Source organism: Nocardioides eburneiflavus (assembly GCF_004785795.1).
GTDB lineage: Bacteria > Actinomycetota > Actinomycetes > Propionibacteriales > Nocardioidaceae > Nocardioides > Nocardioides eburneiflavus.
The window spans coordinates 2277059-2298739 of record NZ_SRRO01000001.1; the positions used below are offsets into that span (position 1 = coordinate 2277059).

At 72.2% G+C, this 21681-nt stretch carries 14 protein-coding genes; 10 read left to right on the forward strand and 4 right to left on the reverse strand.

The genetic code is table 11. The annotated features are described in order from the left end of the window. Window positions 1–113: 113 nt before the first annotated feature. On the reverse strand, window positions 114–2414 hold the full coding sequence (locus tag EXE59_RS10725) for an ATP-binding protein (RefSeq protein WP_168218480.1): 2301 nt from the start codon (window positions 2412–2414) through the stop codon (window positions 114–116). A 211-nt stretch (window positions 2415–2625) separates the two neighbouring features. On the opposite strand from EXE59_RS10725, the gene pulA reads away from it, so the two are divergent. After that, window positions 2626–8337, forward strand: coding sequence for a pullulanase-type alpha-1,6-glucosidase (pulA, locus tag EXE59_RS10730; protein ID WP_246056699.1), 5712 nt, complete (start codon window positions 2626–2628; stop codon window positions 8335–8337). A 24-nt stretch (window positions 8338–8361) separates the two neighbouring features. Here the strand turns inward: pulA and EXE59_RS10735 are convergent, their stop codons facing one another. Further along, a complete protein-coding gene (locus EXE59_RS10735) occupies window positions 8362–9666 on the reverse strand; it encodes a citrate synthase (RefSeq protein ID WP_135838890.1) in 1305 nt (434 codons plus the stop codon). 346 nt (window positions 9667–10012) lie between these two features. Here EXE59_RS10735 and rplM point away from each other — a divergent pair, with 346 nt between their 5' ends. The 5 genes from rplM to EXE59_RS10760 all read left to right on the forward strand — a co-directional run bounded on the left by rplM (window position 10013) and on the right by EXE59_RS10760 (window position 15902). Next, the gene (gene rplM, locus EXE59_RS10740; protein WP_135838891.1) at window positions 10013–10456 is read left to right on the forward strand and encodes a 50S ribosomal protein L13; all 444 of its coding nucleotides are present in this window, start codon (window positions 10013–10015) and stop codon (window positions 10454–10456) included. Between the two features lie 14 nt (window positions 10457–10470). Continuing rightward, window positions 10471–10971: a 30S ribosomal protein S9 gene (gene rpsI, locus EXE59_RS10745; protein ID WP_135838892.1), complete on the forward strand. Its 501-nt coding sequence runs from the start codon at window positions 10471–10473 to the stop codon at window positions 10969–10971. A 199-nt stretch (window positions 10972–11170) separates the two neighbouring features. Beyond that, a complete protein-coding gene (locus EXE59_RS10750) occupies window positions 11171–13426 on the forward strand; it encodes a PxKF domain-containing protein (protein WP_135838893.1) in 2256 nt (751 codons plus the stop codon). 60 nt (window positions 13427–13486) lie between these two features. Further along, window positions 13487–14833, forward strand: coding sequence for a phosphoglucosamine mutase (glmM, locus tag EXE59_RS10755; protein WP_135838894.1), 1347 nt, complete (start codon window positions 13487–13489; stop codon window positions 14831–14833). A 76-nt stretch (window positions 14834–14909) separates the two neighbouring features. Further along, the gene (locus EXE59_RS10760) at window positions 14910–15902 is read left to right on the forward strand and encodes a GNAT family N-acetyltransferase (RefSeq protein ID WP_135838895.1); all 993 of its coding nucleotides are present in this window, start codon (window positions 14910–14912) and stop codon (window positions 15900–15902) included. Here the strand turns inward: EXE59_RS10760 and EXE59_RS10765 are convergent, their stop codons facing one another. Beyond that, window positions 15903–16292 (reverse strand): winged helix-turn-helix transcriptional regulator, encoded by a 390-nt coding sequence (locus EXE59_RS10765; RefSeq protein WP_135838896.1) that lies wholly within the window; start codon window positions 16290–16292, stop codon window positions 15903–15905. A gap of 83 nt (window positions 16293–16375) precedes the next feature. Between EXE59_RS10765 and EXE59_RS10770 the strand changes: the two genes are divergently transcribed. Next, the gene (locus EXE59_RS10770; protein WP_135838897.1) at window positions 16376–16960 is read left to right on the forward strand and encodes an NAD(P)-dependent oxidoreductase; all 585 of its coding nucleotides are present in this window, start codon (window positions 16376–16378) and stop codon (window positions 16958–16960) included. A 46-nt stretch (window positions 16961–17006) separates the two neighbouring features. Here EXE59_RS10770 and coaA read toward each other — a convergent pair whose 3' ends face one another. Beyond that, the gene (gene coaA, locus EXE59_RS10775; RefSeq protein WP_135838898.1) at window positions 17007–17975 is read right to left on the reverse strand and encodes a type I pantothenate kinase; all 969 of its coding nucleotides are present in this window, start codon (window positions 17973–17975) and stop codon (window positions 17007–17009) included. 65 nt (window positions 17976–18040) lie between these two features. Between coaA and glmS the strand changes: the two genes are divergently transcribed. From glmS to EXE59_RS10790, 3 genes are read left to right on the forward strand one after another with little or no spacing between them, the layout of a single operon-like run. Further along, on the forward strand, window positions 18041–19885 hold the full coding sequence (gene glmS, locus EXE59_RS10780) for a glutamine--fructose-6-phosphate transaminase (isomerizing) (RefSeq protein WP_135838899.1): 1845 nt from the start codon (window positions 18041–18043) through the stop codon (window positions 19883–19885). 13 nt (window positions 19886–19898) lie between these two features. Beyond that, on the forward strand, window positions 19899–20252 hold the full coding sequence (locus EXE59_RS10785; protein WP_135838900.1) for a holo-ACP synthase: 354 nt from the start codon (window positions 19899–19901) through the stop codon (window positions 20250–20252). 11 nt (window positions 20253–20263) lie between these two features. Continuing rightward, window positions 20264–21679, forward strand: coding sequence for an NAD(P)H-hydrate epimerase (locus EXE59_RS10790; protein ID WP_210428960.1), 1416 nt, complete (start codon window positions 20264–20266; stop codon window positions 21677–21679). Window positions 21680–21681 lie beyond the last annotated feature (2 nt).

Sequence of the window (21681 nt, forward strand, 5' to 3'; positions counted from 1 at the left end):
CCACCCTCGGGCTCCGGCGCCGCTGTCACCACGGACAGCCGCCGGTGTGGGGGAGGTGTGCGGGTGCTGTACGAGTCGGGCCGGTCAGTCCCGTCGGGCCGGTCAGGTGGGGTTCAGGTGCGCAGCATGGCGGCGGCGTCGGTCGCCGGGAGCCCACGCCCGGTGTCGAGGGCGTCGTCGTAGCGGTCGGCGCCCAGGTGGCTGCGCGCCTCGTCCGCGGCGGCCTCGATCGCCCCCGGGTCCGGGCGGTAGTAGCCGTAGCCGCGGGAGCCCGCCGCCTCACGGATCGCCTGGGCGGCGCCGAGGAGCAGCGGGACCCGCGCGTGCTGGCCGGAGGCGGCGGCGAGCACCGCCCCGGCGTCGAGGAGGTAGGCCAGGTTGGCCTGGTCGCCGGTCTCGAGGGAGAGCCGGGCACCCTCCTCGAGATGCCGGCGGGCGGCGTCGTGGTCGCCACGGCCGAGCTCGACCTGGAACAGGTTGTAGAGCGCGATGTAGGAGGTCAGCCGGTCGTCCCGGCGTCGCGCCGAGGCCAGGCCCTCGTCCACGAACCGGACTGCCTCGTCGGCGTCGCCCTCCAGCAGCGCGACGGTGCCGAGCCAGATGTGCGAGAGCGCCCAGGTCCACTCGACCTCCGGCCCGGCGGCTGCGGCGTGGCGCATGGCCCGGTGGAACCGGTCGCGGGCCAGGTCGAGGTCGCCCTCCACGAGGGCGACGAGCCCCTCGCCGGCGATGCTGTTGGAGAGGATCTCGTCGACGTCACCCGCGTGCTCGTACGACAGCCGCCACCACCTCGCGGCACCGGCGACGTCGTCCATCGCGAACGCCATCGTGGCGGCACCGAGTGCGGCGCGGGCGTGCACGTCGTCCGCCAGGACGTGGCTGCGCTGCAGCGCGGCCTCGGCGAAGCGCCGGCCGTGGTCGTGGCGGCCGCGCAGCCACCAGTAGAGCCAGAGCTCCCACGCCATCCGGGCCGGCGTCTCGACGTCACCGACGGCGAGCGAGCGCTCGGCGGCGGCGTCGAGGTTGGCGGTCTCGAGGTCGATCCGGTTGAGGGCGGCGACCTGCCCGCCGTTGCGGTAGCTCGAGCTGTTGAGCTCCGCGACGGCGAGGTAGTGGGCGGCGTGCGCGCGGATCGCGCCGTCCCACTCGCCGGACTCGTGCAGCAGGTCCCGGGCGTACTGCGCCACGGGCTCGAGCAGGCGCAGGCGCCCCGACGGCTCGGCGACCACGAGGGAGTGCTCGACCAGCGACTCCAGGGCGGCGACCACGTCGTACGTCGCGCCGGCGCGCCCGGCCACCGCCTCGAGGTCGGCCAGGGTCGTCCCGCCGACGAAGACGCCGAGCAGCCGCAGCAGCGACTGGGCCGGGGCGTCGAGCAGCCCGTTGCTCCAGTCGAGGGTGGCGCGCATCGTCCGCTGCCGGGGCGGCAGGTCGCGCGGCCCGGACCGCAGCGCGCTGTCGAGCCGGTCGAGCAGCGCCGCCGGGTCGAGCAGCCGGGCGCGGGCGGCCGCGAGCTCGAGGGCCAGCGGCAGTCCCGCGAGCTGCTCGCACGTCGCGTTGACGGCCGGGGCGTCCGCGGAGTCCGCGCCCCACCCGGGGCTCACGCGCTGGGCGCGGTCGAGCAGGAGCCGGGCAGCGGGGGAGGGTGAGCCGTCGGGGGCCTCGTCGACCTCGAGCGGCTCCACGCCGTACTCGGTCTCGCCGCGCACCCGCAGCGGGGCGCGGCTCGTGGTGAGGACGGTCAGGTCGGGGACCGCCTCGACCAGCGCGGCCACGTCGGGAGCAGCGTCGAGCAGGTGCTCGAGGTTGTCGAGGACGAGCAGCCGGTGCTGCCCGCGGAGCACGTCGACAGCGTCGTCGAGGACGGGCCGAGCCGGGTCCCGCACGGCATCGACGGCGTCGGCGACGGCCGCGACCACCTGGGGGGCCTCGAGGAGCGGCGCCAGCTCGACGAGGGTGACCCCGTCGGCGAAGCGGTCGCGCACCCGGGCGGCCACTGCCAGCGCGAGCCGGGTCTTGCCCACGCCGCCGGGGCCGCTGAGGGTGACCAGGCGGCCGCTGCCGAGGAGGTCGGCGACCCGGGACACGTCGTCGTCGCGCCCGACCAGCGGGGTCGCCGGGACAGGGAGGTCGCGCGGGCGTACGGGTGCGGCCGCGGCCGCGGCGGCCTGCCGGGACGACCGCGGCGGGACCGCGGCGACCAGCGCGGCCCGCTGCTCGTCGGTGAGGTCGAGGGCGGTCGCGAGCGAGCGGAGCGTGTGGGGGTAGGGCCGGGTGCGGGTGCCGCGCTCGAGGGCGCTGATCGCGTGCGGGCTCAGCCCGGCGCGCTCGGCGAGCTCCTCCTGGGAGAGCCCGGCGCCCTCGCGCAGTGCGCGCAGCACGGTGCCGAGCGTGCTGTCCCCCTGTGTCCCCACGTCTCCTCCGTGACTGCCCAGCCGGCCGGTCCCGAGTGGTCGGGAGTGTAGTGAGCGGGGGCGCGCCCCATGAAGGGTTCGGGACCCGCAGGGGTGAGACCGCACGAGTGAAAGTTGTTGCAGGTCTTGCAACTTTTCTCAACGCGCGCCTAGTGTGACGCACGCCACCCCGACCACCCGGGCGGGGCCTCGCACCATCTCGGGAGCCACCGTGCGTCGTTCGTCCCCCGTCCTGCTCGGCGCCGCCACCGCCGTCGCCACCCTCGCCACCTCCCTGCTCGCCGTGGTGGGACCCATCGCACCCGCCCGGGCCGAGCACCGCGCGGCGGCTCCGGCGTCGGTGACGCTGGTGGGCGACCTCCAGGACGAGGTCGGGTGTGCCGAGGACTGGTCGGCGGGGTGCGACGCGTCCGGGCTGACCCGCCTGTCCGACGGCTCGTGGGAGCTCGTCGCCGAGGTGCCCGCGGGGACCTTCGAGTACAAGGTCGTGATCAACGGCTCGTGGGAGGAGAACTACGGCGCGGGCGGCACGGCCGACGGGTCGAACCTGCCCCTGGTGCTCGAGCACGCCGCCCGCCTGCGATTCACCTACGACGATGCCTCGCACCGCGTCGCCGTGGCACCGGCCGAGCTGCCGAGCCCGACCCCGACCGAGACCGACCGGGCGCTCGCGGGCACGTCGCTGCGTGGCCCGCTGACCCGGGAGAACTTCTACTTCGTGATGGCCGACCGGTTCGCCAACGGCGACCCGGCCAACGACACCGGGGGCCTCGCCGGCGACCGTCTCGCGACCGGCCTCGACCCGACCGACAAGGGCTTCTTCCACGGTGGTGACGTGCAGGGCCTGTCCGACCGCCTCGACTACATCGCGGACCTCGGGACCACCGCCATCTGGCTGACGCCGAGCTTCAAGAACCGTCCCGTCCAGGGCACCGGTGCCGACGCCAGCGCCGGCTACCACGGCTACTGGGTCACCGACTTCACCCAGATCGACCCCCACTTCGGCACCAACGCCGAGCTCGAGGCGTTCATCGACCGGGCGCACGACCGCGGCATCAAGGTCTTCTTCGACATCATCACCAACCACACCGCCGACGTCATCGACTACGCGGAGAAGGAGTACGCGTACGTCTCCAAGGACGCCGCGCCCTACCTCGACGCCTCGGGTGCGGAGTTCGACGACCGCGACTACGCCGGCACCGCCGACTTCCCCGAGCTCGACGCGGCGACGTCCTTCCCCTACACGCCGACCTTCCGCAGCGAGGCCGACCGCACCGTCAAGGTCCCGGACTGGCTCGACGACCCGACCTACTACCACAACCGCGGCGACTCGACCTTCGCCGGCGAGTCGTCGACCTACGGCGACTTCGTGGGTCTCGACGACCTGTTCACCGAGCACCCCGACGTGGTCGAGGGCATGACCGACATCTACGAGTCCTGGGTCGACCTCGGCATCGACGGCTTCCGGATCGACACCGCCAAGCACGTGAACCTGGAGTTCTGGCAGCAGTTCGCCCCAGCGATCCGCGAGCACGCCGCCTCCATCGGCAACGACGACTTCTTCGCGTTCGGCGAGGTCTACGACGCGAACCCGGAGTACCTCTCGACCTTCAGCACCGAGGGACGGCTCGACGCGACCCTCGACTTCGGCTTCCAGGACGTCGGCACCGCCTTCGCGAAGGGCGCCGCGACGACGCGGCTGCGTGACTTCTTCGCCGCCGACGACTGGTACACCGACGCCGACTCCAACGCGTACGCGTCACCGACCTTCCTCGGCAACCACGACATGGGCCGCATCGGCACCTTCCTGAAGGGCACCGACTCGGTGCTCGAGCGCGACGAGCTGGCGCACACGCTGATGTACCTCACCCGCGGCCAGCCGGTCGTCTACTACGGCGACGAGCAGGGCTTCGTCGGCGACGGCGGCGACAAGGACGCCCGCGAGGACATGTTCCCCAGCCAGGTCGCCTCCTACAACGACAACGACCTCATCGGCACCGACGCGACCACGGCGGACGCCAACTTCGACACCGGCCACCCGCTCTACCGGACCATCCGCGACCTCGCGGCGCTCCGCAGGACCTACCCGGCCCTCGCCGACGGCGCGCAGCTGCACCGGTACGCCTCCGGCGCCGCAGGGGTCTACGCCTTCAGCCGCATCGATGCCACCGAGCGCCGCGAGCACCTCGTCGCGGTCAACAACGCCACCACCGAGAAGACCGTCACGGTCGGCACCGAGATGCGGCGCAGCACCTTCTCGAAGGTCTGGCCGGTTGGTCGGGAGTCGCTGCGCACCGACGCCGAGGGGCGTACGACCATCACGGTCCCACCGCTGTCGGCGGTGGTCTGGCGGGCCAACGGCAGGCTCGCCGGCCGCAAGGCGGCACCGGCGATCCACCTCGAGAAGCCCTCGGCCGGTGGCACCGTCGGCGGCCGCGCGCCCATCACCGTGGCCGTCCCCGACGGCGGCTTCAACCAGGTCACGCTCGCGTGGCGCCGCGCCGGCGCGTCCGACTGGACGCCGCTGGGGACCGACGACAACGCCCCCTACCGGGTGTTCCACGACGTCCGGTCACTGCCCCACGGCACCCTCGTCGAGTACCGCGCCGTCCTGCGCGACAGCAGCGGCAACCTCTCCGTGGCCTCGTCCTGGGCGACCGTGGGCGACCCCGAGCCGGAGCCGACGCCCGGCGGCGGGGGTGGCGGCGGGCCCGTCACGCAGCCCGGCGCCGTGTCGGTCCCCGGCAGCCACAACTCGGAGATGGGTTGCGCGGGAGACTGGGACCCCGCCTGCCCGCAGGCGCAGATGTCGCTCGACCCGAAGGACCTGGTCTGGAAGAAGACCGTGATGCTGCCCCGGGGCGACTACGAGTACAAGGCCGCGATCGACGGCGCCTGGGAGGAGAACTACGGCGCCGGCGGCGTCCGCGGCGGGGCGAACATCCCGCTCGCCGTCCCCGAGGGCGGCCGGACGCTGACGTTCTACTACGAGCACGGCTCCCACTGGATCACCACTGACGCCACCGGTCCGATCATCACGCTGGCGGGCAGCATGCAGTCCGAGCTCGGCTGCCCGGGGGACTGGCAGCCCGACTGCATGCGCGGGTGGCTCAAGGACCTCGACGGCGACGGCACCTACACCTTCACCGGCACGCTGCCGGCCGGCAGCTACGAGACGAAGGTCGCGCACGGGTTGTCGTGGGCGGAGAACTACGGCGCCGACGGTGTGCGCGACGGGGCCGACATCGGCTTCGACGTCCCCGCAGGAGGGGTCGACGTGGTCTTCACTTACGACGTGGGCACCCACCGGCTCGAGATCGCGACGCGCAGTGCGGGCGCCGCACCCGACCTGACGAAGGCGCGCGCGCACTGGGTGCGACGCGACCTCGTCGCCTGGGACGTCCCCGACGCGGAGTCGCGCCGCTACCGCCTGCACTGGTCGCAGGCCGGTGACCTCGGCGTGGACGCCGAGGCCGTCACCGGCGGCTCGAGCGCCGCGCTGACCCACGACCCCGCCGGACTGCCCGCCGACGTGCTCGCCGACTTCCCGCACCTCGCCGGCCACCAGGCGTTCCGCCTCGACAAGGCCACGGCCCGGCGTGTCCCCGAGATCCTCACCGGACAGGTCGCCGTCGCGTCGTACGACCCGGGCGGGGCCCTGCACGACGCGACCGGCGTCCAGCTGCCGGGCGTGCTCGACGACGTGTACGCCGGCGCCGCCGACGCCGACCTGGGCGTCACCTGGCGTGGCGGACGCCCGACCCTCGCGCTCTGGGCGCCGACGGCGCAGGACGTCTCCGCCACCGTCGCCGGCCGCACGGTCCGGATGACCCGGCGAGCCGACGGCACGTGGACGGCCACCGGACCGGCGGCGTGGCGCGACGCCGCGTACACCTATGACGTCACCGTCTTCTCGCCCGCGGCCGGGAAGGTCGTCACCAACCGAGTGACCGACCCCTACTCGGTGGCGCTCACCACCAACTCGCAGGCCTCGCTCGTCGTCGACCTCGCCGACCCGTCCCTCGCACCCGAGGGGTGGTCACGGACCACGCCCCCTGCGATCGCCCAGCCGGAGGACCGCACCGTCTACGAGCTGCACGTGCGCGACTTCTCCATCGGTGACGAGACGGTGCCGGCGGCCGAGCGCGGCACCTACCTCGCCTTCACCCACGACGACACCGCGGGCATGCGGCACCTGCGGCGGCTCGCTGGCGCCGGGCTCAACACCGTCCACCTGCTGCCGGCCTTCGACATCGCCACGATCGAGGAGCGCCGCTCGGCGCAGCGGGTCCCCGACTGCGACCTCGAGGCGTTGCCGCGGGACTCCGAGGAGCAGCAGGCCTGCATCGAGGAGATCCGATCTGGCGACGGCTTCAACTGGGGCTACGACCCGCTGCACTACACCGCTCCCGAGGGCTCGTACGCCACCGATCCCGACGGCACGCGGCGCACGGTCGAGTTCCGCCGGATGGTCCAGGGGCTCAACGACGCGGGCCTGCAGGTCGTGATGGACGTGGTCTACAACCACACCGCAGCGAGCGGGCAGGACCCGAAGTCGGTGCTCGACCGCATCGTGCCCGGCTACTACCACCGGTTGAACGCCACCGGCGGGGTCGAGACCTCCACTTGCTGCTCCAACACCGCGACCGAGCACCGGATGATGGAGAAGCTGATGATCGACTCCGTGCTCACCTGGGCGCGGGACTACAAGGTCAACGGCTTCCGCTTCGACCTGATGGGCCACCACTCGCTCGACAACATGACCCGCCTGCGCGCCGCGCTCGACGGGCTCACCGTCAAGCGCGACGGTGTCGACGGCACGGCGATCTACCTCTACGGCGAGGGCTGGAACTTCGGCGAGGTCGCCGACGACGCCCGCTTCGTCCAGGCGACGCAGCGCAACCTCGCCGGCACGGGCATCGGGTCGTTCAGCGACCGGCTGCGCGACGCCGTACGTGGTGGCGGGCCCTTCGACGAGGAGCCGCGCGTGCAGGGCTTCGGCTCGGGGCTCTTCATCGACCCCAACGGCGCCGAGGTCAACGGCACCGCCGACGAGCAGCGCGAGGAGCTGCTGCACCAGCAGGACCTGGTCAAGCTCGGCCTGGCCGGCAACCTCGCCGACTTCCGCTTCCGCTCCTCGACCGGCGAGGAGGTGGTGGGCTCCGAGGTCGACTACAGCGGCCAGCCCGCCGGCTATGCCGCCGACCCGTCCGAGACGGTGACCTACGTCGACGCCCACGACAACGAGACGCTCTACGACTCGCTGGCCCTCAAGCTCCCGACCAGCACGTCCATGGCCGACCGCGTGCGGATGAACACCGTCTCGCTGTCGACCGTCGCGTTCTCGCAGGGCGTGGTCTTCTGGCACGCCGGCACCGACCTGCTCCGCTCCAAGAGCCTGGACCGCAACTCCTACGACTCCGGCGACTGGTTCAACCGGGTCGACTGGCAGCGCCGCGACAACACGTTCGGCTCGGGGCTGCCGCTGCGGGCGGACAACGAGGACAAGTGGGACTTCATGCGCCCGTTGCTCGCCGACCCCGCGCTCGACCCGGGGCCCGCCGCGATGGACGCCGCCCACGACCGGGCGCAGGACCTGCTGCGGATCCGTACGTCGTCCCGGCTCTTCCGCCTCGGCAGCCTCGAGGCGGTCCAGGCCAAGGTGTCGTTCCTCGACGCCGAGCCGGGCGTGATCGCGATGCTCGTCGACGACACCGTCGGTGCCGACGCCGACCCTGACCGCGACGCGATCCTCGTCGTGTTCAACGCGACCCCGGACGTCGCCACCGTCGCCGGCACGGGAGCCGGGTGGACGCTGCACGACGTCCAGGCCAACGGTGGCGACGCGGTCGTGAAGGGCAGCTCGGTCGCGGCCGACGCGGTCACCGTGCCGGCGCGCACGACGGCGGTCTTCGAGCGCTGACCCGACGCGGGTGGTGCGGTCCGTTCAGGACCAGCGCTCGGACGCCGCGGTGAAGGTGAGCTCGCGGTCGCCGGTGTAGATCTGCTTGGGGCGGGCGATCTTCTGGTCCTTGTCCTGCACCAGCTCGGCCCACTGCGCGAGCCAACCCGGCGTACGGCCGATGGCGAACAGCACGGTGAACATCTCCGGCGGGAACTGGAAGGCCTCGTAGATGAGGCCCGAGTAGAAGTCGACGTTGGGGTAGAGCTTGCGCTTGACGAAGTACTCGTCCTCGAGCGCGATCTTCTCGAGCTCCTTGGCGATCTCGAGGAGCGGGTTGACCCCGGTGACCTCGAAGACGTCGTCGCAGGCCTTCTTGATGATCGTGGCGCGCGGGTCGAAGTTCTTGTAGACCCGGTGGCCGAAGCCCATCAGGCGCTCGTTGCCGTTCTTGACGCCCTCGATGAAGGCGGGGATGTTCTCCTTGCTGCCGATGCGCTTGAGCATCCGCAGCACCGCCTCGTTGGCGCCACCGTGCAGCGGGCCGTAGAGCGCGCCGACGCCGGCCGCGACGGCCGAGTAGGGGTCGACCTGCGAGGAGCCGACGGAGCGGACCGCGTTGGTCGAGCAGTTCTGCTCGTGGTCTGCGTGCAGGATGAAGAGCACGTCGAGGGCCTTGACCAGGCGCTCGTCGGCCTCGAACTTCTGCTCGCTCATCTTGAACAGCATCGAGAGGAAGTTGGCGGTGTAGCCGAGGTCGTTGTCGGGGTAGACGAACGGCTTGCCCTGCGCGTGGCGGAACGACCAGGCGCCGAGGGTCGGCATCTTCGCGATCATGCGGACGATCTGCATGTGGCGGTTGTCCGCGTCGCTGATGTTGCGGGCGTCGGGGTAGAACGTCGACAGCGCGCCGACGGAGGCCATCAGCATGCCCATCGGGTGGGCGTCGTAGCGGAAGCCGTGCATGAAGCCCTTGACGTTCTCGTGCACGAACGTGTGGTAGGTGATCTCGTGCACCCAGGCGTCGTACTGCTCCTTCGACGGCAGGTTGCCGTGGATCAGCAGGTAGGCCACCTCGAGGAAGTTGGACTTTTCGGCGAGCTGCTCGATCGGGTACCCGCGGTACTCGAGGATGCCCTTGTCGCCGTCGATGAACGTCACCGCCGAACGGCACGAGGCGGTGTTGACGAATCCCGGGTCGTAGGTCGCGAGACCGGGCTGCTCCTCATCGAGGCGGATCTGCCCCAGGTCCTTTGCCGCGATCGTGTTGTCGGTGATCGCGATGTCGTACGTCTGACCGGTCCGGTTGTCGGTGACAGTCAGGGAATCCTTGGCCGCAACGTCGGTCACGTCGGCTCCTGTCTCTGCGCTCGATGAGTTTCGGGCGTCTTGTGTACGTCTTGGGTTGTCGCTCCAACTTAGCCGCGACACTCGCGCGAGCGCGAACCGGTGTCCACGGGCAGGGCGCTCGCGTCGCCGCGTTTTGACCCTCCCGCGTGAGGAGCCGTACTCTTGCTGGTCGCGACTCCTGCCGCGCCCGTCCTCTCCGGGGACGGGTGCAGATCCGGACGTCATCCCCAGTCTCCGCCGCGCGGAGCCGGGGAGCGAACCGGGCCGTGTTCGTCAGTCGTCGCAGCAGCACCAGCCGCTCTCCGTCCGGGGATGCGGGACCAACGAACCAGAACGGGATACCGCCGTGCGCACGTACAGCCCCAAGCCCGCTGACATCCAGCGCGAGTGGCTCGTCATCGACGCCACCGACGTGGTCCTGGGCCGCCTCGCCGTCCAGACCGCCAACCTCCTCCGCGGCAAGCACAAGCCGACCTTCGCCCCTCACATGGACATGGGCGACTTCGTGATCATCGTCAACGCCTCCAAGGTGTCGCTGTCGGGGACCAAGAAGACCACCAAGATGGCCTACCGCCACTCCGGCTACCCGGGCGGCCTCTCGGCCACCCCGTTCGGTGAGCTCCTCGAGAAGGACGCCCGCAAGGCCATCGAGAAGGCCGTGTGGGGCATGCTCCCGAAGAACAAGCTCGGTCGCCAGATGCTGAAGAAGCTCAAGGTCTACGCCGGCCCCGACCACCCGCACGCGGCCCAGAAGGCCACTCCGTTCGAGATCTCGCAGATCTCCCAGTGACTGAGGACTCACAGATGACTGAGAACACCACCGAGGTCGAGGAGACCTACGAGGCCAACGCCGAGGGCGTTTCCTACACCTCCGAGAGCGAGGCCTCGGCCGACGCTCCCGCCCGCCCCGCGACCATCGCGCCGGCCGGCGCCACCGGCCGCCGCAAGGAGGCGGTCGCCCGCGTCCGCATCGTCCCGGGCACCGGCGAGTGGACCATCAACGGCCGCTCGATGGACAGCTACTTCCCCAACAAGCTGCACCAGCAGATCGCCAACGAGCCGTTCGTCGAGCTGCAGCTCGAGGGCCGCTTCGACGTGATCGCCCGCATCCACGGCGGCGGCATCGCCGGCCAGGCCGGCGCACTGCGCCTCGGTGTGGCGCGCGCACTCAACGCCGTCGACGTCGAGGCCAACCGCCCGGCGCTCAAGAAGGCCGGCCTGCTCACCCGTGACGCCCGCGTGGTCGAGCGCAAGAAGGCCGGTCTCAAGAAGGCCCGCAAGGCCTCGCAGTTCAGCAAGCGCTGATCCCAGCACCGCCCACGAGGCCCGCACCGTCGACGACGGTGCGGGCCTCGTCGCGTCTCCACCCGCAGGGGGGTGCGTACGTCAAGGAACGTCGTAGAAGCGGTTGAGGTCGATCGAAGCCGCTTCGGCGGTCGGTTGCTGTTCCTACCGTCATGACGTGCGCCGTGGGGGTGCACCCTGGATGCATCGGAGCACGCGCATGTCTGTGTTACTACGTCGCGGGGCCGTCGGCCTCGCCCTCGCCTCGGCGCTGGTCGCCGGGCTCGCCCCGGCCGTGCAGGCCGACAACCTCGAGGCGGACAGGCTCGTCGGCGGGGTCGCCGCGCTCGGCGACGTCTGCCGCGGTACGACGAAGAACGGCTCGGTCGGGTTCACGCTGAACCGCAACGGCGGTGCGAACAGCCAGGCATGGGGCAACTCGGCGCTCGTCACTGTCGCTCCCACTACGCAGCCGGCGCCGCTCACCCTGGGCACGACCGCCGCGACGACGCTGTCCAACTGGACCAGCGCCGGCAACAACGCCTCGGTCGACGCCGGCGACGCATCCGTCTCCTTGACGGTGCCCGCCGACGCGGCGCTCGGTGCCCGATCAGTGGCGGTGACGTACGCCGCCAGCGGCCGCGGCGCGACGGCTGCCACCACCACCCGCACGGCCGACGTGACCTTCAGCTGGACGGTCGTGGACTGCACGCCGGTCGACACCACCGCGCCCGTCATCAGCAAGGAGCTCACGCCTGCGACGCCGGACGGTGCCAACGGCTGGTACCGCACCGACGTCGCCGTGGACTGGACGGTCGCCGACGCCGAGTCCGCGGTCACGCTGGACGGGTGCCAGGACGCGGCCCTCACCGCCGACGGCTCCCTGACCACCTCCTGCTCGGCCACGAGCTCGGGCGGCAGCGCGGCACCCGTGAGCGTCACGGTGAAGCGCGACGCGACCCCGCCCACCCTCCAGCCCGTCATCAGCGGGGACCTGGGCGAGGACGGCTGGTACGTCGGGGACGTCGACGTGACGTGGGACGCCGAGGACGCCACGTCGGGCGTCGACCCGGCCACTGCCTGCGCTCCCTCCACCCTCGCCGAGGACACCGCGGGGAAGACCTTCAGCTGCACCGTGAGCGACCTCGCGGGCAACGTCGCCTCGTCGTCGGTGACCGTCAAGCGGGACGCCACCGACCCGGTCGTCGTCGAGACGGTCAGCGGCACGCTCGGCGATGGCGGCTGGTACACCAGCGACGTCGACGTCTCCTTCGACGTCTCCGACGTCACCTCGTCCGTCGCCTCGACCACCGGGTGCGACGACGTGACCCTGGACGAGGACACGAGCGGCACGACCTACACGTGCACCGCGACCGACTCTGCCGGCAACAGCGCGAGCGCGATCGTTGACGTCAAGCGCGACGCGACCGCCCCGGACGTCATGTTCACGCGCACCGGAGCCGAGGGGACGAACGGCTGGTACACGGGGCCGGTGGTGCTCGACTGGACCGTCAGCGACGCCCTGTCGGGCGTGGCCGCCACGGACGGCTGCGTGGACCGTACGATCTCCAGCGACGGGCGTCAGACCTTCCCGTGCTCGGCGACGGACGCCGCCGGCAACACCGCGGGCGCCGAGGCAGCCGTGGACCTTGACGCGACCGCCCCCGTCATCACCCCGACGGTCACCGGTCCGACCAAGGGCACGGAGTGGTTCACAGGTGACGTGGACGTCGCCTGGACCGTGTCCGACGCGACCTCCGGACTGGCCGACGTCTCGGGCTGCGACGCGGTCGTCGTGTCCACGGACACCGACGGCGCGACGTACACCTGCTCGGCCACCGATGCAGCCGGCAACACGACGAGCAAGGGCACCACGGTCAAGCGGGACGCCACTGCGCCCGTGCTGACCCTGACGGGCGGACCGGCACACGGTGCGACGTACGACTTCGGGGACGTGCCGGCCCCGTCGACCTGCGCGGCGAGCGACGCCACGTCCGGCCTCGCGGGCGACTGCAGGGTCATGGCCGGCGGGACCGCTGTCGGTTCCGGCACCCAGGTCGCCACCGTGACCGACCGGGCCGGCAACGTCGCGCAGGACACCCGGACCTACACGGTCGCCGCCTGGAGGCTGGACGGCTTCTACAAGCCGGTGACCATGGGCACGGCGGTCGTCAACACGGTCAAGGCCGGCTCGACGGTGCCGCTGAAGTTCAACGTCCTCAAGGGCGGCACGGCCATGACGTCCGACATCGGTGCCTTGTTCAGCGCGAAGAAGGTGGGGTGTGACGGCTCGGACGTGCTGAACGCGGTCGAGGAGTTCGTCACCACCGGCAGCACCAGCCTCCGCTACGACGCGGCGGGCGGGCAGTGGGTGCAGAACTGGGCGACGCCGTCGGGCGGGAAGGGCTCCTGCTACCGCGTGACGATGACGACCGCCGACGGGTCCGCGATCGTGGCGGACTTCAAGCTCAAGTAGCCCCAGGGGGACAGTGGGGGAAGAGGTCGTGGCCCGGGGGCTCCCGTAGGCTCCCGGGCCATGACCCGACTCTTCGGCACGGACGGGGTCCGGGGCCTGGCGAACGCCGATCTCACGGCGGAGCTGGCCCTGGACCTGTCCGTCTGTGCAGCACACGTCCTGGCCGACCGCGGCGAGTTCGAGGGCCACCGTCCCCTTGCGGTGGTGGGGCGGGACACGCGCATCTCCGGGCAGTTCCTGGAGGCCGCCGTCGTCGCCGGCCTCGCGTCGGCAGGCGTCGACGTGTTGCTCCTCGGCGTGCTGCCGACCCCCGGCGTGGCGTACATGACCGAGCGGCTCGGCGCCGACCTCGGCGTGATGCTGTCGGCCTCCCACAACCCGATGCCCGACAACGGCATCAAGTTCCTCGCCCGCGGCGGGCACAAGCTCGACGACGCGATCGAGATCGCGATCGAGCGCCGGATGGGTGAGCCGTGGGACCGGCCCACCGGCGGCAACGTCGGCCGCGTCGACGTCTACGCGACCGCCGTCGAGGAGTACGCCGCCCACCTCGAGAGCACGATCACGCACCCGCTCGTGGGGCTCAAGGTCGTCCTCGACTGCGCCGAGGGCGCTGCCCACGCGGCCGGGCCCCGCGCGCTCGAGGACGCCGGTGCGACCGTCATCGCGATCCATGCCGACCCCGACGGCCTCAACATCAACGACAGCTGCGGCTCCACCCACCTCGAGTCGCTGCGCGCTGCGGTCGTCGAGCACGGCGCGCACGCCGGCTTCGCCCTCGACGGCGACGCCGACCGCTGCCTGGCCGTCGACGCCGACGGCAACGTCGTCGACGGCGACCAGATCCTGGCGATCCTGTCGCTCTCGCTGCTCGAGCAGGGACGGCTCGCCAAGGACACCGTGGTGGCCACGGTGATGAGCAACCTCGGGTTCGTCCAGGCGATGCGCGCCGGCGGGGTCGGCGTGCGCCAGACCAAGGTGGGCGACCGCTACGTCCTCGAGGCGATGAAGGTCTCCGGCTACAACCTCGGCGGCGAGCAGTCCGGCCACGTGATCCTCAGCGACCACGCGACCACCGGCGACGGCATCCTGACCACCCTCCACGTGATGGAGCGGATGGCGACGACCGGTAGGTCGCTGGCCGAGCTCGCGTCGGTGATGACCCGGCTCCCGCAGGTGCTGGTCAACGTCGCCGGCGTCGACAAGTCGCGCGCCGACGAGGACGCGGTGCTGGCCGCGGCCGTGGCCGAGGAGGAGGCGGTGCTCGGCGAGCGCGGCCGCATCCTGCTGCGGCCCTCGGGCACCGAGCCGATCGTGCGCGTCATGGTCGAGGCCCCCACGCAGGACGAGGCGCAGGGCGTGGCCTCGCGCCTCGCCGACGTCGTACGCCGCCAGCTCGCGCTCTAGCCAGCCGCAGACCTGGCGGCGCGGCGCACCCGGATATCCGGGTGAAGCGCAGCCCCGCGACGGCTAGGTTCCGTGCGTGGTCGACATCGAGCAGATCAACCCCCGCAACGAGGCAGCCCTGCGGGCGTGGTGGGAGGTCGGGCACGCCGCCACCGCCGAGCGGCCCGGGAAGCCGTGGCCGGTGTGGGAGCAGAGCCGGCTCGCGCTGCCGGTCGACAACCCTGAGCGCGGCATCACGCTCGTCGGCGCGATCGACGGTCGCGAGATGGTCGGCGCGGGGCTGCTCACGCGCACGCTGAAGGAGAACCTGCACACGGCGATGGCCTTCGCCTACGTCCGGCCCGACTGCACCCGCGAGGGCATCGGCCGCCGGCTCGTCGAGGAGCTCGAGGTCGTGGCGCTCGGCGACGGCCGCACGACGGTGCAGAGCGAGGCGTACCTGCCGCCCGGCGGCTCGGGGACCGCCGAGCGGTTCGCCCGCGCGATGGGCTACGACGTGGCGAGCCGGGAGTCCATCAAGGAGCTCACCCTCACCGACTTCGTCGAGCGCCGTGACGCACTGGCAGCCTCGGCGCCGGTGCCGGAGGGCTACCGGATCATCACCTTCGACACCGTCTGCCCCCAGGAGCACGTCGAGTCGTTCGGCCGGCTGCTCGGGATGCTGATGTCGGAGGTGCCGCTGGGCGAGCTCGACCTGGAGGCCTCGGAGTGGACCCCCGGGAGGATCCGCGCGGCCGAGCAGCGCCAGATCGACACCGGGCGGCACGTGCAGACGGCGATGGCGATCGCGCCCGACGGCGCGGTCGCGGGGGTGTCGGACGTACGCGTGGACGACACCGACCGCGAGCACGCGCAGGTCGGCATCACGATCGTCGACCCGGCCCACCGGGGGAAGCGACTGGGGCTGGCGCTCAAGCTCGCGACCCACGACCTGGTGGTGGCGACGTACCCCGACCTGGTCTCGGTCGACACCTCCAACGCGGAGGTCAACACGTGGATGAACGCCGTCAACGAGGCGCTGGGCTACCGCACGATCGAGACCCTGCTGGAGCTGCAGAAGAAGCTCTGATCAGCCCTCGGCGGCGCTGTCGTAGTCGTCGCGCGCGCCGAGGATCTGCGCCACGTGGGTCTCGGCCCAGTCGGTGAGGGTCTGGATCGGACCGGTGAGCGAGGCCCCGAGCCCGGTGAGCTCGTAGTCGACCCGCGGGGGCACCTGCGCGTGGACCGTGCGGGTGAGCAGGCCGTCGCGCTCCATCGCCCGCAAGGTCTGGGTCAGCACCTTGGCGGCGACGCCACCGATGCGCGCCCGGAGGACGCTGAACCGCAGGGGACCGTCCTTGAGGGCGCCGATGACCAGCACCGTCCACTTGTCGCCGATCCGGTCGAGCACGACGCGCGTGGGGCAGTCGGGGTCGAAGGCGTCACCGCGGTCGGGGGCCGTCTCGCTGTTGGTTACCACCAGGTACTTATAGCACGTTGAAGTGCTTGGTTACCAATGGTTACTGTCCCCCGCATCCACTTCCACGACCCGAAGGACTCCTCATGAAGATCGCCCTCTTCGGCGCCACCGGCATGGTCGGCTCCCGCATCGCCGCCGAGGCCACCGACCGCGGCCACGAGGTCACTGCGCTCAGCCGCTCGACCGGCGCCGACATGGCCGACGCCGCCGCCGTGCGCGAGGCCGCGTCCAGCCACGACGTCGTCGTGTCCGCCACCGGCCCGAGCCGCACCGGCGAGCCCCACGAGCCCTGGCTCGCCTCCGTCTCCACCCTCATCGAGAACGCCGGCGACGCCCGCGTCCTCTTCGTCGGCGGGGCCGGCTCGCTGCTCACCCCTGACGGCACCCGCCTGCTCGACACCGACGGCTTCCCCGACGCGTACAAGGCCGAGGCGACCTCCGGCGCCGCTGCCCTCGACCTGTTCCGTGCCGCCCCGGAGGCCGTCGACTGGACCTTCGTCAGCCCGTCGCCGGTCATCGCGCCCGGCGAGCGCACCGGCTCGTACGCCACCGCCCTCGACACCCCGGCCGGCGACTTCGTCAGCGCGGAGGACTACGCCGTGGCGCTCGTCGACGAGATCGAGCAGCCGCAGCACGCCCGCCAGCGCTTCACCGTCGCCTCGGCCTGAGGGGGACGGACGTACGGCCGGCTCCGGGCGGGGCCGGCCGTACGGTTCAGAGCTTGCGCAGCCGGACGTAGCGCACGGAGTGGTCGGTGTCCTTGCGGAGCACGAGGTTCGCGCGCGAGCGGGTGGGGGCGACGTTCTGGACGAGGTTGGGCTCGTTGATCGAGTCCCAGATCCGGGTGGCCTGGTCGACGGCCTCGTCGTGGGACAGCGAGGCGTACTTGCGGAAGTAGGACGCCGGGTCGCGGAAGGCCGTCTCGCGCAGCCGCAGGAACCGGTCGACGTACCAGCGCTTGATGTCGGCCAGGGCGGCGTCGACGTAGACGGAGAAGTCGAAGAAGTCGCTGACCGCGAGGCCGGTGCGGCCGTCGTCGCGCATCCGGGCGGGCTGGAGGACGTTGAGGCCCTCGATGATCACGATGTCGGGACGCTTGACCACGACCTTCTCGTCGGGCAGCACGTCGTAGACGAGGTGGCTGTAGATCGGCGCCTCGACCTCGTCCTTGCCCGACTTGATGTCGATGACGAACTTCAGCAGGGCCTTGCGGTCGTAGGACTCCGGGAAGCCCTTGCGGTGCAGGATCCCGCGCCGCTCGAGCTCGGCGTTGGGCAGCAGGAAGCCGTCGGTGGTCACGAGCGCGACGTGGGGGTGCTCGGGCCAGTGCGCGAGCATCTGCTGGAGCACACGGGCCGTGGTCGACTTGCCGACCGCCACCGAGCCCGCGAGGCCGATCACGAAGGGCGTACGGGGCGGGGTCACGCGGTGCAGGAACTCCTCCTGCTCGCGGTGGAGCCGGGAGTTGGCCGCGACGTAGAGGCTCAGCAGGCGCGACAGCGGCAGGTAGACCTGCTCGATCTCGCGCAGGTCCAGCTGGTCGCCGAGGCCGCGCAGGCGAGTCACCTCGTCCGGGGTGAGGACGGTCTCGGTGGTGCCGGCGAGCTCGGCCCAGGCCGCCCGCTCGAGCTCGACGTAGGGGGAGGCCTCGCCGTTGTTGGAGGGCGACGCGACCTCGGACATGGGTGCGATTGTGGCACCGCGGCGCCCCGCAGCCGCGCAGCGGCCTGCCGATAGACTCCCCGGCCATGTGTGGAATCGTCGGATACGTGGGTGCCCAGCCGGCCGAGGGCGTGGTGATCGAGGGCCTCCGGCGCCTGGAGTACCGGGGCTACGACTCCGCCGGGATCGCCCTCGTCGATGCCGGGTCGATCGTCTCCGACAAGCGTGCGGGCAAGCTCGCCAACCTCGAGAAGGCCATCGCCGAGTCGCCCCTCCCGCCCGCCACCACCGGCATCGGCCACACCCGCTGGGCCACCCACGGCCCGCCGACCGACCGCAACGCGCACCCGCACCTGGGGCACGCACGCCGGGTCGCGCTGGTGCACAACGGCATCATCGAGAACTTCGCCGAGCTGCGCGGTCGCCTCGAGTCGGCCGGCGTGGAGATGGCCTCCGACACCGACACCGAGGTCGCGGCGCACCTGCTCGAGGAGCAGCTCGAGACCGGTGTCGACCTCACCGTCGCGATGCAGAACGTCTGTCGCGGCCTCCGGGGCGCCTTCACGCTCGTCGCCGTCGACTCCCAGGACCCCGACCGGGTGGTCGCCGCACGACGCAACAGCCCGCTGGTGGTCGGGATCGGCGAGGGCGAGAACTTCCTCGGCTCCGACGTCGCGGCCTTCATCGAGCACACCCGCGAGGCGATGGAGCTCGACCAGGACCAGGTCGTCACCATCACGCGTGAGGGCGTGGCGGTCTCCGGCTTCGACGGCACCCCGGCCGAGGGCCGCCGCTACCACGTCGACTGGGACCTGTCGGCCGCCGAGAAGGATGGCCACGACTGGTTCATGCGCAAGGAGATCTTCGAGCAGCCGCGCGCCGTCGCCGACTCGCTGCTCGGTCGCCGCGGCACCGACGGGCTGCTGCAGCTCGACGAGATGCGCCTGTCCGACCAGGACCTGCGCGACATCGACAAGATCATCATCATCGCGGCCGGCACCTCGTTCTACGCCGGGATGGTCGCCAAGTACGCCATCGAGCACTGGTGCCGGATCCCGGTCGAGGTCGAGCTCGCCAGCGAGTTCCGCTACCGCGACCCGATCCTCACCAGCGACACCCTCGTCGTGGCGATCAGCCAGTCCGGCGAGACCGCCGACACGCTCCAGGCCATCCGGCACGCGCGGGTCCAGCGGTCCAAGGTGCTCGCCATCTGCAACACCAATGGCTCGACCATCCCGCGCGAGTCCGACGGCGTGATCTACACCCATGCCGGGCCGGAGATCGGTGTTGCGTCGACGAAGGGCTTCCTCACCCAGCTCGTCGCCTGCTACCTGCTCGCCCTCTATCTCGCGCAGGTCAAGGGCACCCGCTTCGGCGACGAGATCTCGCAGGTGATGGACCAGCTCGAGCAGATGCCGGCGCACGTGCAGGCCGTGCTCGACAAGGCCGAGGAGGTCTACGCCCTCGCCCGCGACCACGTCGGCAGCCGATCGGTGCTCTTCCTCGGTCGCCACGCCGGCTACCCCGTCGCCCTCGAGGGCGCGCTCAAGCTCAAGGAGATCGCCTACCTCCACGCCGAGGGCTTCGCGGCCGGCGAGCTCAAGCACGGCCCGATCGCGCTGGTCGAGGAGGGCCTGCCGATCCTGTGCGTGGTGCCACCGCGCGGCCGCGACCAGCTGCACGACAAGATGCTCAGCGGCATCCAGGAGGTGCGCGCCCGCGGCGCCCGCACGCTCTGCCTGGCCGAGGAGGGTGACACCACGATCGAGCCGTACGCCGACGTGCTGATCACGCTGCCGCAGGTGCCGGTGCTGCTGCAGCCGCTGGTCGCGGTCGTGCCGCTCCAGCTCTTCGCGTGCGAGCTGGCCACCCAGCTCGGCCACGACGTCGACCAGCCGCGCAACCTCGCCAAGTCCGTCACGGTCGAGTAGGGCGGCGAGGAGCGTGCCGGTCATCGGCGTCGGCATCGACGTGGTCGACATCGACCGCTTCATGCAGTCCATCGAGCGCACCCCCGCCCTGCGCGGGCGGCTGTTCACCGCGGCGGAGGCCTCGCGCCCGCCGGCGTCGCTGGCGGCTCGCTTCGCTGCGAAGGAGGCGATGGCCAAGGCGCTGGGCGCCCCGGTCGGCATGGCCTGGCACGACGCCGAGATCGTCTCCGAGGAGACCGGTCGCCCCAGGTTCGAGATCCGCGGGACGGTCGCGGCCCGCGCCGAGGCGTTGGGGGTCGCGCACGTGCACGTCTCGCTGTCCCACGATGCCGGCATCGCGTCCGCCGTCGTGGTCCTGGAGAGCTGAGGGCCGGGCCGGTGCTGCGCGCGCACACCGTGGAGGACGTACGCCGGGCCGAGGCCGCCGTCATGGCGCGGCTGCCCGCGGGCGCTCTCATGCAGCGCGCGGCCGCCGGTCTCGCCGCCGCCGTCCTCGACCTGCTCGGCGGAGGCTACGGCCGCCGGGTGCTGCTGCTGGTCGGACCGGGCGACAACGGCGGTGACGCGTTGTGGGCCGGCGCCCGGCTCGCCGCCCGCGGGGCGCGCGTCGAGGCGCTCCTGCTCGCCGACCGCGTCCACGAGGCCGGTCTCGCCGCGCTGCGCGCCGCCGGCGGTCACGCCGCCCGCGACCTCGCCGACCTGCACCCGACTCCCGACGTCGTCGTCGACGGGATCGTCGGCATCGGCGGACGGCCCGGCCTGCGCCCCGACGCGGTCGCCGCGCTGGAGGCGTACGCCGGGGTCCCGGTCGTCGCGGTCGACGTGCCGTCGGGCGTCGACGTCGACACCGGGAGGCTCGACGGACCACACGTGCGCGCCGACCTCACCGTCACGTTCGGCACGCACAAGGTGGCCCACCTCGTCGACCCGGCCGCCCGCGCGGCCGGCGCGCTCCACCTCGTCGACCTCGGCCTCGACGACCTCGGGGAGCCCGCGGTCGAGGCCCTGCAGCCCGCCGACGTGCGCGCGCTGCTGCCCCGCCCGGGCGACGCCGACCACAAGTACACCCGCGGCGTCGTCGGCGTACGCGCCGGATCGGGCACCTACCCCGGGGCCGCGCTGCTCGCGGTCGCCGGCGCCAACACGGGCCTGGTCGGCATGGTCCGCTACGTCCCTTCGACAGGCTCAGGACAAGCGGACGACAAGGTCGCCGACTCCGTACGCTCCGCCCACCCGGAGGTCGTGGGGGAGGGGCGCGTCCAGGCGTGGGTCGTCGGGCCCGGCGGCGGCGGCGACGCACCCCGGATGCTCGGCGAGGCCCGCGCCGACGGCGTGCCGGTGGTGGTCGACGCCGACGCGCTGCGCCACGTCGACGGCCCGCTCCCCGGGTGCGTCCTGACGCCGCACGCCGGAGAGCTGGCCGCGATGCTGGGTGTCGACCGCGAGGAGGTGGAGGCTGCGCCACTGGAGCACGCGCGCGAGGCCGCCCGCCGGTGGGACTGCGTGGTCCTGCTCAAGGGCCACCACACGCTCGTGGCCGCGCCGGACGGACGGGTCCGGGTCACGACCACCGGCGTGCCGTGGCTGGCGACGGCCGGGGCCGGCGACGTGCTCTCCGGACTGGTCGGGGCGCTGCTCGCCGGGGGCCTCGAGCCGTACGACGCGGCGTCCGTGGGCTCGTGGCTGCACGGCGCCGCGGCGACCGAGGCGGCAGGGGGCGGGCCCCTGACCGCGAGCCGGGTCGCGGTCCAGATCCCGCAGGTCATCCGCGAGACGTTCGCAGGTTTGGGATGATC

Bases quoted from the DNA above. Each gene is read 5' to 3' on its own strand.
- glmS (WP_135838899.1), top strand. From the start codon at position 18,041: ATGTGTGGAATCGTCGGATACGTGGGTGCCCAGCCGGCCGAGGGCGTG.
- rpsI (WP_135838892.1), top strand. From the start codon at position 10,471: ATGACTGAGAACACCACCGAGGTCGAGGAGACCTACGAGGCCAACGCC.
- coaA (WP_135838898.1), bottom strand. From the start codon at position 17,975: ATGTCCGAGGTCGCGTCGCCCTCCAACAACGGCGAGGCCTCCCCCTAC.
- glmM (WP_135838894.1), top strand. From the start codon at position 13,487: ATGACCCGACTCTTCGGCACGGACGGGGTCCGGGGCCTGGCGAACGCC.
- EXE59_RS10770 (WP_135838897.1), top strand. From the start codon at position 16,376: ATGAAGATCGCCCTCTTCGGCGCCACCGGCATGGTCGGCTCCCGCATC.
- EXE59_RS10750 (WP_135838893.1), top strand. From the start codon at position 11,171: ATGTCTGTGTTACTACGTCGCGGGGCCGTCGGCCTCGCCCTCGCCTCG.